The organism is Marseilla massiliensis (genome assembly GCF_016899955.1).
Lineage (GTDB): Bacteria > Bacteroidota > Bacteroidia > Bacteroidales > Bacteroidaceae > Prevotella > Prevotella intestinigallinarum.
Window position 1 is genome coordinate 19,593 of the sequence record NZ_JACJJL010000010.1, and the last position, 12,757, is coordinate 32,349.

The 12,757-nt window shown below is 55.0% G+C and carries 5 protein-coding genes and 1 pseudogene; all 6 read right to left on the minus strand.

The genetic code is table 11. The annotated features are described in order from the left end of the window. The gene (locus tag H6B30_RS07270) at positions 1 to 1,785 is read right to left on the minus strand and encodes a RagB/SusD family nutrient uptake outer membrane protein (protein WP_205109160.1); all 1,785 of its coding nucleotides are present in this window, start codon (positions 1,783 to 1,785) and stop codon (positions 1 to 3) included. Positions 1,786 to 1,797: 12 nt separating this feature from the next. Next, on the minus strand, positions 1,798 to 4,614 hold the full coding sequence (locus H6B30_RS07275; RefSeq protein WP_239483739.1) for a SusC/RagA family TonB-linked outer membrane protein: 2,817 nt from the start codon (positions 4,612 to 4,614) through the stop codon (positions 1,798 to 1,800). Positions 4,615 to 4,719: 105 nt separating this feature from the next. After that, complete coding sequence (locus H6B30_RS16675; protein WP_338088953.1) at positions 4,720 to 4,941, minus strand: hypothetical protein; 222 nt, start codon at positions 4,939 to 4,941, stop codon at positions 4,720 to 4,722. 44 nt (positions 4,942 to 4,985) lie between these two features. After that, a complete protein-coding gene (locus H6B30_RS07280) occupies positions 4,986 to 6,581 on the minus strand; it encodes a RagB/SusD family nutrient uptake outer membrane protein (protein WP_338088954.1) in 1,596 nt (531 codons plus the stop codon). 5 nt (positions 6,582 to 6,586) lie between these two features. Beyond that, positions 6,587 to 9,712, minus strand: a pseudogene (locus H6B30_RS07285) (SusC/RagA family TonB-linked outer membrane protein). A gap of 228 nt (positions 9,713 to 9,940) precedes the next feature. Then, the gene (locus tag H6B30_RS07290) at positions 9,941 to 12,745 is read right to left on the minus strand and encodes a glycoside hydrolase family 98 domain-containing protein (RefSeq protein WP_205109162.1); all 2,805 of its coding nucleotides are present in this window, start codon (positions 12,743 to 12,745) and stop codon (positions 9,941 to 9,943) included. Positions 12,746 to 12,757 lie beyond the last annotated feature (12 nt).

The following is a 12,757-nucleotide window of genomic DNA, read 5'->3' on the forward strand; positions in this document are numbered from 1 at the left end:
TTATTTCCAGCCTTTGTTTTGCTTCAGTGCGTCATATTTCAGTATCTCAGAATATGGTATGGGGCAGAACGTCATGTAGTCGGCAAACGCACGTTGCTCGACATCAAACGGATGGTATGCCCCGGCGTTGGCATCCATGCCCCGGGCAGTCTCGGTCAGCGTGGAGTTCCAACGCCTGAGATCCCAGAAGCGGAAGCTCTCGAAGCACAGTTCCAGTCGTCTCTCGTTGCGTATGAGCTGGCGCATCTTGTCTTTGTCGTCCTTACACTCCTCGAGATAGGCGTCTTCTTGACCTTTGGCCAAGCCAGCTCGCTTGCGTATGGCCTTTATCACGTCGTATGCCGAGTATTCATGCCCGCCTCGGCCGGTGGGCCCGTAGGCCTCGTTGGCTGCCTCGGCGTAGTTGAGGAAAATCTCGGTGTATCTCACACGTGGTATGTAATGAGGCTTTTTCATGTTTGACGAAGGGTTGCAGTTGACGTCCATGCGCAGGCGTTTCTTCATGTAGTAGCCCGTCCGGGTTGACGTTTCCTTCACGTTGATGCCGTCGTCGGTGCCGGAGAGCGAGCCGGTGAGGATGGCAACGTCGTGCGACGTGCCTGTGCCATCGTCGGCTGTGCCCTTGCTGCCGTTGTAGAAGATGTACTTAGACAGCCTCGGGTCGCGGCCTGAGAATGGGTCTTCGGCGTTGTATCCGCTCTTCGGGTTGCTGATGGGATAGCCGTTGGCCATTGGGAAAGCGTCGACAAGGTTTTGCGTGGGGTTCATCATGCCCTTGCCAAACCATGACGGCGGATAGTTGTTCTGCTCCTGCGAGTCGTCGGCGGTCTGTATATTCTCGCGCCAGAGTATCTCCTTGGGGTTGACACCCTCCTTCAGGGCGTCGATTTCGGTGGTGTTGCAATAGTAGGTTACGCCATTTGCGGCCAAGCCGTCAACCCCGCCGACATGGTCGATGACTGCAGCTGCAGCGTCGGCGGCAGTTCCCCAGGCTTGCTGGTCGCCCTTGAAGGCTGGGCTTGCGGCCAGCAGCGTAACCCTGGAGCGTATGGCCTTGGCAATGATGCCGTTGAACAACTGGCGGGCGTATTGCCCCATCACCCTGTTGTATACTTCCTTCCGCTTGGTTATTCCCAGGTATTTGGCGGGTATGTCGCTGTTGCTGTTTATGTTCTCATGCTCCTCGGGCAGTTTGGCCTCGGCCGAGTCGAGGTCGGAGATAATCTGCCTTACGCACTCCGAGAATGTGGCGCGAGGCATGTTGAAGTTGGCGTCAGAGCTTAGGAACGTGGTAAACAAAGGCACGCCCATGAGCTGTCCGTCGTCAGTGATGCCGGCGTGGTTTCTCAGCAGATAGTAGTAGAACAGGGCCCTGAGACCATAAGCCTCACCCGTTACGCGCATTCTGAACAACCGGGCCGGCTCTTCGTCGTCGGTCCACTTTACGTTGTCTATGTTGGCAATAAATCTGTTGAGCACGTTTATGGTGTTGTAGCCCTGGTTCCAGAAGTTCACAGGGTTGTCGGCGGCCGTCCAGTTGCCTGTTGCCATGTTTAGGTATGGGTTGCCCTTCTGGTTGGTCACGGCATCGTCGGTGGCGTAGTCGGTGTCGCTATAGTAGCCCGGTATTATTCTATAGCAGTTGAGCAGCATGCCTTGGGCATACTCAGAGCTGGAGTTTACCTGTTCTTGGTCTTTGAAATTGTCTATGGCTGGTGAGAACAGGTCGTCGCATCCCGACAGCATAACGATGCCCGTTACCAGCATGATGATATTTTTCTTCATAGTTTCCGGTTGTTAGAATTGTGCTTTTAAGCCGATGTTGAAGTTGCGGGTGTAGGGTGCGCCACCAATGTTGCGCTCCATGTGCTTGCGCTCCTTGGCAATGGTGAGCAGGCTCTCGCCGCTGACATATACGCTGAGCCCCTTGACAAGCATGCCCGGCTTGAACATGCTCTTGCCCAGGTCGTAGGTGAACTGAACCTTGTTGAGGTCGAAGCGGTCTGTTGAGTACAGCCAGAACGTGGAGTTGCGGAAGTTGTTGCTGTTGTCGTTGGTGCTCAGGCGCGGGAATGTGGCAGTGGTCTTGGTGTCTTCTGTCCACCGGCCCATCACCACCTCAGAGTATTTGCGTGACCCTCTAACCCAGTAATAGTCGGAGTTCTTGAAGCCTTTTGCCCCTGTCTGGCCTGTCCCGGCAACAAACAGCGTGAAGTCTTTCCACTTCAAGGTGAGGTTGATGCCATACGTGAAAGGGCTCGTGCCACGGCCGAGGTTCACCTGATCGCGGGAGTCGACCACGTTGTCGCCATTGACGTCCTTGTATTTCAGGTCGCCAGGCTTGACAGAGCCGAAGGTCTGCTGTGCGTGGGCTGCTATGTCGGCCTGGCTGTCGAAAAAGCCCTCGCAGACATATCCCCACTGAGAGTTGAGCGGGTTGCCAACACGGTACTGGTACTTGTCGCTGTAAACCTCGTCACGTTTTGTAGCCTCGGCTGTGCTGTACATGCCTGCCAACCCCAGGCTGGCATCCACCTGGCCCACTTTTTTGTGAAGGTTGACAGTGAAGTCGAAGCCCGAGTATCTGTCTTTGTTGAAATTGATATTGGGCAGGAAGTTGACGTTGCTGTAACTGAACCATGAGGGATAAACCGTATTGTTGCCGGTGGCCAGGCCGCCGTCCATCACGTAGCGGAAATAGTTGGCGTCAATGGTCAGCAGCCAGTCGAAGAGTGAAGCCTCCAGTCCGAAGCGCATTTCCTTGCGTGTGACGAATGTGAGGTTGGGGTTGCTGCCAAGTTTCTGGCTGGCCGTGTAGCCGCCTGCCGAGCTGTCGTGCCATTGATACCACCCTCCTTTGGTGTCGTAGTATCCCTGGTAGAGGTAGTAGTTGTTTATGTCCAAGTCTTCGTGCAGGTTGGCGAATGAGGCCGTTCGCTTCAGGTCGTCGACAAACGCCACGTTTTCGGCAAACCATTTCTCCTGGCTTACGCGCCATCCCAGCGCCACCGTGGGAGACAGCGCATTGCGGTTGCCCTCGGGCAACTTTGCCGAGTGTACCATGGCACCGGTGAAGTCGAAGTAGTAACGGTGCTGATAGTTATATGCTGCACGCAGGCCCAGGTTTACATTGCTTGTGCGGTGGTAGTTGGAACTGCCGTGGTTGGCGTCGGTTGACTGTTGTGTCTGGTAGCCCCAACCAAGCAGGGTGGCCGACACGTTGTGCGAGTCGTTGAACGTTCGGTTGTAGTCGAATTGGGCACTGAAGGTGATGGTCTGCCTGTATTTGCTGTCACCAAGGTACTCGTTTGACGATGCCGTGTCTTCGTTATACTTCTTAAGTGATGTTATCATGTCACGGCCGTTGACGTTAGACCACGTGGGTTCGTACACGGCATAGTCCACCTTGTATGCCTCGGAATAATAGTTCTCGTAGTCAACTCCGAACACCGTCTTGAACGACAGGCTCTTGAGAAGCATGCTCAAGTCGGCCCCGATGTTGACGTCGAACATGAAGTTGCGTGTGCGGTACTTCACGTAGCCTGCAGCCATGGTTGTGGCCAGGTTGTTGCTCAGGTCGGTGGAGGTGCCCCCCAAGAGATACTTGCCGTCAATTATGTGGCTGCTCGTGCTGATGATGTCGCGTATGGCAGAGTTGTTCTGATCCATCTGGTCGATGGGCAGCAGTGGCGCGAACCAGTTGGGCCGCAGCGTAGAGGCTGTGTTCCAGAAGTCGTCTCGGCCCCAGTAGCGGTCTTGCACGTTCACGGCGGCATTGACTTGCGCTTTGAGCCAGTCGGTTATGCGCATGTCAACGTTGGTGCGCACATAGAAGTTCTTTGTGTTGTTCTTGTCGGCCTCGCCCAGCTTTACAAGTTCGTTGGCATAGTTCATGCCGAAGTTGACGTAATACTGGGTGCTTTTCGAACCTCCGTAAACCTCGCCTGTGGCGTCGGCCGTGGTGGTGAACTTGCGCAGGTAGTCAGAGCTGTATAGGTCGAGGTCTGGATAACGGTAAGGGTTTGAGTGGCGTGCGGTCTGGTAGATGGTGGTGGCATCATACCGCTCGTTTATTCCGTCGTTGCGGCACGCCTCGTTGTATAGGGCCATGTAGCTGGCAGCGTCAAGGTACTTGGGGAATGCCTTGGGCACTTTCAGGCCAACGTTGGCACGTACGTCGATGTGCATTCGCGACACCTTTCCACGCTTTGTTGTGATGATAATCCGACTGCCGTAGAGGGCCACCGCACTTGCGCCCTTTAGCACTGTCACCGTCTCGACCATGGTGGCATTGACATCGGCTACGTTGCGTGGAATGCCGTCAATGATGATAAGGGGCCATTGTCCCCATATGGTGCCGGAGTAACCGCCTATGATGGCGTTGAGATTGTCGGTCGCGCCGGTGTGGTAGTCTTTCTCCAACAGTTCGGCCACGTTCACTGTCGACACGGCTCCCATCAGGTCACGCTTGTCGGCCTGCCCGAACGCCACGTTCACCGTCTCGCCATTGCTGACATCCACGCTGTCTGTCACTTCCCTTGCCATGGCCTCGGTAAGGCAGCCCGCCGTCATAATCGAAATCATGGCTCTGATATATAAGTCTTTTCGTTTCATTGTTACTGTTTTCTGGTTCAGGATGCCGCTTCTGCGGCACCCTTGTTACATAAACCTATCGTTTGCGTATCGTAAAGCTGTGCTTTAATTTGTATTGGCCCGCCGTCAGTTCCAGCCGGGGTTCTGGCCAAAGCTCTCGTACATCATCACGTCGTCGCGTAAGAACGGTAGCCAGTAGTGCCTGTCTTGGTACTTGCGCTCGAAAAGAATTTCCTCCCTGATGTTCAATACATGAGCGTCTTGCGGGTTGTCATAGTCTACGCCCTTGGGGTCGCGGTCGAAGAAGACGGCCTTTTTCAGCGTATACGGCCGTTCGGTTAGCAGCATCCACCGTCGCAGGTCAACGAAACGGTGACCCTCGAAAGCCAGCTCTACGGCTCGCTCATGAAACCGTCAAGTGAGGCCAGGAACTTGTCTGCCACGTGCCCCACGCCGGCCCTGTCGCGCACCTTGTTCACTGCATCAGCGGCGCTGAGCCCGTATCCGTTGACTTTCGACGTGGGCGAGCCATAGCCCTGTGCCGTAGCCTCTGCATACATCAGATATACATCAGCCACGCGCATGAACGACAGCACCATGCAGTTGTTTTCGCGATACCCGTCGTAGTCGTTGGTCAGTTGTGGGCAGAACTTGGTGTTCATATATCCTGTCAGGCATCCCTTTGTGTCAACGCGGTAGCTGCCCCCGGTGTATAGGCTGGCATATTGCTTGGTCTCTTTCATGTCGCCCTTGCCATTGGTGCAGCACTTAACCCCATCAAATATTATGTCTTTGTAGAATCGTGGGTCGCGTCCTTTCCATGGGTATTCTGGGTCATAGCCCGACTCAGCGTCTTTCTTGGTTATGTCATTGATGGGCATTCCGTTGGCCATGCCGTAGTAGTCGACGTAGTTGGCCGTTGGCCAGCACTTCACGCCCGATGCATTGATGAGCTGTGGGCGGAAGTCGTTGACCATGTTCCAGCGCCACCTGCTGCTTGTCTCCCGCAGGTTCTCATAGAATATGGCCTCCTTTAGGCCCGGAAGCCTGCCGTTCTGGTTGTGTGTGTAGAACAGGTCTGACCACTGTGAGAAGTCGGCCAGCTGGTAGCGCCCTGTGCTCTCGCATATCTCGAGGGCTTCGGCAAAGGCGTCGGCAGCACGCTTGCACAGGTCTCTGTTGTACGACTTGCTGCCCGTCGACTCGTAGTTCATCAGCGGACTGCCAGCCCACAGCAGGTCTTTGCCAAGGTATCCCAAGGCCATCACCTTGTTTATGCGTATGTTGTTGTTGCCCATCGTGGCCTGCCCGGCCTTGGTTGCATCCCAGTCGACAGGCAGCAAGTCGGCCGCCCGTCGGAAGTCTTCGGCTGCTTTCTCGGCCTTAGCCTGGTACGACAGGCGTGGCAGTCGGTCGTTGGTCGTGAGCACCTTGTCTATGTAAGGCAGACCGCCCCAGTATTGCATGATCATGAAATGGAACCATCCACGGAAGAAATACAGCTGTCCGGCAATGAGGTTGCGCTCCTCCTGCGTGGCGTTGACCATCTTGTCAAGGTTGGCCAAGCCAAGGTTTGCCTTGTTTATGCCGTCCCATGCCAGTCCCCACAGGAATCCTTTGTCGCCTCTGGCCGTGCCGCTGCTGCTGCCGCCGTTGCGTAGCCATGAGGTGTAGGTATTGTTCCACGCCCAATAGTCGCCACGGTCTATAAGGTAAGACAGCGAGTAGTTGACGTCGGGCTCCCATATTACCTCTTCGCCAAGGTTGAAACTGTTATGGTAGTCATGCGACGTCACGTTGGGTATGCAGTCGTACAGTTCCTCCGTGAACCCCTGGAAGTTCTTGAAGTTCTTGTATGCCTCTCCCTCCTGTATGGTGCTGTTGGGTGCCTTGTCAAGGTAGTCGGTGCACGATGTCATGGCTACCGAGGCAGCCAGGCAAGCGCAGAAGGCGAGTTTCTTGTTGAATGTAAGGAATGTCTTGTTCATGATGATTAAAGTGTTAAGTCGATGCCAAGGTTAAACCTTCTCACTGTTGGGTAGGCTCCGTTGGGGCCCATGCCGCTGAAGTTAGACTCCCTGTCGTCGGGCATGTCTGTCCAAAGCAGCAGGTTGTCGCCGTTGAGGTAAACCCTGAGAACCTTTATTCCGAGCCTCTCTATGCCCTTGCCGGTGAATTTGTATGATATCTCGGCGTTTTTGAGCCTGAGGTAAGAGCCGTCGTACAGGTAGCGAGTGCCGTTGTTGGCTTCGTTTACCTTCGTCGACCAGCGCGGCATGGGCAGTCCGGTGCCGGTGTACTTGTTCCAGTATTCGCCCTCGACATATACCACGGTCGACGAAGCCTGGAATGTCGGGAAGCTTATCTCGCGCGTCACATTGTTCACGCCATAGAACTGTACGAAGCAGCTGAAGCCCTTCCACTCGAATCCCAGAGTTGCGTTGTATGTGTTCTGCGGTATTCCCGAATAGGCATAAGGCACTCTGTCGTCGGCGTTGATGACCCCGTCGCCGTTGAAGTCGACAATGCTGTAGTCTCCTGGCAACCGCTCAGAGTCGTTGGTCTCCCACTTCGTGCTTCCTGCCATGTCGTCCCACGAAGCCAGTGTGCCGTTGTCTATGTATGAATAAGTCTGCCCTATGGCGTGTCCGGCGGCCTTCTGGTAGTCAGGCTTAAGCTGCGGGTCGTCCTTGAACTTCACCTTGTTGATGGCGTGTGTCAGTTTGAAGTTGGCCCAAAGGCGTGTGTCGGTGCCTAATTTCTTGTTGAAGCGTAGCTCAAACTCATATCCATGGCTGTCAACGCGGCCAAGGTTGGCCATCGGGGGTGTCACCCCGAAGTAAGATGGTATGGCTTGGCTGTTGCCCGACACAAGAATGTCTGTGCGCTTGTCGCTGAATATGTCGACGGAGCCGGCGAGCATGCCGTCAATGAACGAGTAGTCTATGCCGAAGTTGCGCTTCTCTACCGTCTCCCAGTGAACGTCTTTGTTGCCGAGCGAGCTGAGCCGGTAATACTTGTAGGGGCTGTCTGCCGGTATGTAGCCCATGAGCGTGTTGCCTCCGTAGGCCCATTGGTCGGCGTAAAGGAAACGTCCTCCTACGTTGTCGTCGCCTATCTGTCCCCATGATGCGCGGAACTTAATCATGTCTATGAACTTAAGCTTCTTCATGAACGGCTCTTCCGTAAGAGTCCATCCGGCAGACACTGCCGGGAAGAAGTGGAAGCGGTAGTCGGGGCCGAACTTCTCCGAGCCGTTATATGCGCCGTTGAATTCTGCAAAGTATTTCAGGGCGTAATTGTATGTTGCGCGGAAAGCCCAGTCCTCACGGTAATGGCGGAACTCGCCTCCCGTTGCATAGCTCTCGCGGCTGAACAGACCGAGTCCTGTCACCTGGTGCTTGCCGAAGGTGCGGTCATAGTTGAGCTGTGCCGAGTAGTATATCTTTCGGAACGTCTGCCCGAGGTCGACATTGCCGGCCACGGTCGACCATGCTATGGTGTTCAACGGGTCGAGTTGCGTCCCGGGATTTACTTGTGCCTCATATTCAATCTGGCCTGTGTCTGGGTTTACCCACATCCGTTGTGTGGTAGAGTGGTAGCGGTCGTCGACGCCACGCTCTCTCTCCAGAAAACGGTAGTCCATTGAGTAGTCGAGGCGTGCGCTTAGTCCCTTGGTCACCATGCCGAGGTCTTGGGTGAGTATGAAGTCTGTGTTTATCTTGTTGGTCGTTCGTTTCTCTATTCCGCTTGTGGCGAGCAGGTATGCCGAGTTGGGCACGTCAGCGTTTCTCGGGGCATACCACCCCCACATGCCATTCGAGTAAACGGGGCGCATGGCGTCGGGGGCCGTCTTGTAAGCCGAGGCCCATGAGCTCGATTCACCGCTGTTGTCGGCTCCCCAGGGCAGTGTCCGTTGTCCGTTGGAGCCGAAGAGGTTGAGCGAGAACTGGGTTGTCTTGGTGAGCGTGAAGTCGAGGTTGCTTCTCACGTTGACGCGGTTGTAGCCATAGCCCGACTTGTAGCCGCGCCCGCTGTCGAAGTGTTTGAGCATGTCGCCCTCGTGGACGAAGTCGATTGACGAGAAGTACCTGACGAACTTTGAGCCGCCCGACACGTTGACACTGGTGTGGTACGACAGACCCATGTCGCGGAACAGGTAGTCTTGCCAGTCCACGTTGGGATACCTGTCCCACTCTGTTGCGTTGGCCGGATGGCGGTATTTGTCGATTATTTGTATAGGCCGGTAGTCTGTCCATGCCCCGGGGCTGATGGGCAGTTCGCGTTCTATGGCTCGGTTGCGCAGTATGAGAGCGTCGTAAGAGTCGTATTTCTCCGGCAGTTTTGACACCGTCTTGACCGTCATGTCGGCCTTGATCTGCACTTGCGCCTTGCCTTCCTGACCTCGCTTTGTGGTGATTAGTATCACTCCGTTGGCACCTTTCACACCATAGACGGCTGTCGCCGATGCGTCTTTAAGCACCGAGACGCTTTTCACTGAAGATATGTCAACGGTGTTGATGTCTCTCTCAATGCCATCGACCAGCACCAGCGGGTCGCTGTTGTTCCATGAACTCTGGGTTCGTATCACAATCTTTGGCTCGTCGGCGCCCGGTATTCCCGTAGAGCTGAACGTGACCACGCCGGGCAGGTTGCCGGTAAGGGCCGCGCCGACATTGGTCACGCCTCCCGAGCGCTCGAGCACCTCGCCGGTGGTCTGGGTGATTGAGCCGGTGACGCTGGCCTTCTTCTGCTGGCCGTAGCCTACGACCACTACCTCGCCCAGGTTGAGGCCTGCGTTTTCTGTCAGTGTTACGTTAAAGTTGCGTTTCTTTCCCACCTCTATCTCCATTGTCTGTATCCCGACATATGAGGCTACGATGACGCTTTTCTCGTTTGGCACGGTAAGCTTGAACACACCGTCAATGTTGCTTGTCGTACCGATGGTTGGGCTGCCCTTGACCTTGATGTTCGCGCCGATGATTGCCTCATTGTTGCTGTCGAACACCTAGCCTTGTATCTTCACGCCGCCTGTTTGTGCCAAAGCCAATTGGCACGACAGCAGAGCCACGATTACCGACAGGGCAAGCCTCATGATATTTATGGCTTGATTCTTCATTGTTTTTTGGTTAATGCGTTTGTTGTCTTGTTGTTAAAACATTTAGGCTTAGCCATTGTAAGGCTCGACTTGGATTGTTGTCAGTTGTTCTGTTTCATGTCATAGGCTTGATGGTTTTGTTTCTCGTCGCAAAGATATTAAAACGGCGGGCATTGGTGTTTGCTTTCCGTTTCATAGGCTTTTGTTTATGTTTCATCATCATAAGCGCATGAATGGCAGGTGTTTGCATCATTGTTTTTCCACTGTTATGTTGTCCAGGTACAGGTCGCCGGCCGGGGCTTCTTCGGCTTTTAGCTCTATCCGGTTCTGTCCTTTCTGCAGCGACGCAGCCACCGATACTGTCTGCCACGTGGCGTTGCTGCCTGCCTGTCGGGTGAAGTTGAGGCCTGCCACGCGCCTGTTGTTGATGTACATGGCAACGGTGTTGACATTGGCTGTCGGGGAGTAATACCTCACCTGTATGTTGTATGCCCCGGCCTCATCAATGTTCATGGTGTTTCTTATGGCCGCGTTGTCGGCGCTGCCTAAGTTCACATAGCCCAGGGCTGTGTAGTTGCGGATGCCGTCGGCCACTGCGTTCTTGTAGACCTTTTTCACATTCTTGTACTCAAAGTACTCTGTCTCATATTGGCGTGGCCCGGCATAGGCCTTGCCCCAGTTTGCGTTGGGTGTAGGTGGTTGCGACACATTGGCCCTGGTGAAGCGTGTCTCGCGCCCAGTGGCGTTGCCAGAGCAGTTGATGGTCAGGTCTACGGCGCCGTTGTGTGTTATGGTTATGGTGAAGACTCCGTCCTTCCATTCGCTGCTCACAGTGCACGGGTTGCCTTCCACGCGGTTTTTGTAGGTCATGGTGGGCTGCTTGTCGCTGCCGTGAATCTCTATGACGTCAGTGGTTTGCGTTCCCTTTGTGGTGTAGTTGGTCAGGTAGAAGTCAACCCTGTCGGCATATTCTCTTATAGCTGCTGCCGTATATTTGCCGAAGGCCAAGCTCATTTTTTCGCACGTGTTGTACTTAAAGGGTATAAAAGCCGTCCTCACTCCAGGCAGCGGATTGTAAACCATCCACCCGTTCTCGTGCCTTCCGGCATACAGTTCGCCCGTATACTCTTGTGGGAATATGCGGTTGAACTTGCCTTGCTTGAGCCTTATGTCGTCCCATCCGCCATTGAAGGCCGAGGCTTTTATCTGGTATTTGAACGTGTTGGCCAGTCCGTCGGCCAGGTCGACGGCCATCGGTATGGTTGGATATCGACCCGTCTTCTTGAAGTAGATGATGTTTTTCTCCTGGTTGCCGTCGTTGTCAAGGCGATAGAGGCCCTCAAAGAGATTCCTAGGCGTGAGGTATCCCGGGTCAAGGCGTTGGTTCTTTGGCGTGATGTCGTTTATTACTATCAGCTTTGTGCGGTCTATCACCTCCTTGCGGCTCATTATCCTTATGGTGCCATCAATTATCTTTCTATAGATGTCCATGCTTATGTTCTCAAACTGCGGGAAGCGTTCCCATGAGCGTTTCATGAATCCTTCGCCCGTGCTTTTCTCCTTCACCTCCTTGAAGTCTTCGGTCCAGATGAGCTCAGGCCCGTCATAGACGGTCTGCCCGGTAAGCATGGTATGCTCCATCATGGCTATCGCGCCCGCCTGGGTCTGGTATCCGGCGTCGCCGTTCCACACTTTATCGTCGGGCCAGCCGCATACGTCGAAGCGCATGCCATACTGTCCGGCATAGCCGGAGAGCCACGTTCCGAGTGTGGCGCTCTCAATGTCGAAGAACCCGGCTGTCGATGTGAACTTCTCGCACACTATCAGGTTCTCCGGGTGTTGCCTGCATGCGTCAGCCAGTTCGGGGTCTTTCTTGAGCATGGCCGTGGGCGTTGTGCCCGACGAATATTCGCCCGAGCCACAATAACTGATTACCAGGTAGCCGCCATACTCGTTGCTCAGCCTCATCAGGTTGGCCCAGTGGCGCAGCCTCTGACCGTAACTTACCGAGAACTTGTCGTCGAATCCCCAGAACTGTTCGCAGTAGTTGAAGCCCACGAAGTTGGGGAAGTCGCGGTAGAACTCCTTGAACACGCTCTTGTCGCTCTTTATCTCTTCGTAGCTCGAATAGTCGGGGAAGTGGCAGAAACCGCCGCTCGACGGTTGCACCATGGCCCACACGTCGTTCTCGGCGCACGTCCTGAGCCACGACTTCACGGTCTCGTAGCCGTATTCCACGCGGTTCCACCGGCCGGTAGTCTCGTCGTGGCTCACCGACAACGACAGGTTGAAGATGACATAAGGGCGTATGTCTTGCGGTATGAGGTCGATGATGGCTTGTGGGTCGGGGGTGTTCCATACGTCGATGTGTATCAGCCAGGCGGGATGGTCGGGCGATATGGGGCGGCGCAGGGCATAGGTTGGGCCCATGCCTGGGTTGTCTTTGCCGTCGGCCATGTCGAGGGTGAGGCTTGGCGTCTCGCCCCTGAGTAGGAACGTGACATGCCTCTTGTCGCTCATGTCAATGCCTCCGAAGAGGCTTTTCACTGTGCCCGGCCCGGCCTTATGGCCCAGTTGCCTGATGTCGCCGCCACACCTCACTGTCCAATATCCGTTGTGGTCAACGCCAATCTCGGGCGTCACGTCGGAGCTCACCGCCAGTTTGTTGCCGTCGGCCATGGTGATTGGCGAGCCGTCGATACACCAATGGTATGTGCCGTCGCCCTCGATGGCACTGACCATTGGCGTGTAGCAGGGCTTGTCTTGGGCGCCGAGTGCATCGATGTGGGTCAGTATGCTCAGCGAAGTGCCGTCGTCAAGCTCTACCTGGTATGACGAGGCTGAGGTCTGGGTGCACGACTTCACCGCCTTGCCCTCGCTCTTTGCCACAATCAGTGTGCGCAATGCGGCTGTGTTCGAGTTAATGTTTGCTGTGGCTTGCTCGATGCCGCCGCCGGTTCCGCCGGCCGTCAGGTCTTCGTCGGAGCAACCTGGCATTGCCCACAGGCAGATTTCCGCCATCATTGTCATCATGACGTGTATGCTGTTCTTCATCTTTTGCATGGT

Bases quoted from the DNA above. Each gene is read 5' to 3' on its own strand.
- H6B30_RS16675 (WP_338088953.1), bottom strand. From the start codon at position 4,941: ATGCTGCTAACCGAACGGCCGTATACGCTGAAAAAGGCCGTCTTCTTC.
- H6B30_RS07270 (WP_205109160.1), bottom strand. From the start codon at position 1,785: ATGAAGAAAAATATCATCATGCTGGTAACGGGCATCGTTATGCTGTCG.
- H6B30_RS07275 (WP_239483739.1), bottom strand. From the start codon at position 4,614: ATGAAACGAAAAGACTTATATATCAGAGCCATGATTTCGATTATGACG.
- H6B30_RS07290 (WP_205109162.1), bottom strand. From the start codon at position 12,745: ATGAAGAACAGCATACACGTCATGATGACAATGATGGCGGAAATCTGC.
- H6B30_RS07280 (WP_338088954.1), bottom strand. From the start codon at position 6,581: ATGAACAAGACATTCCTTACATTCAACAAGAAACTCGCCTTCTGCGCT.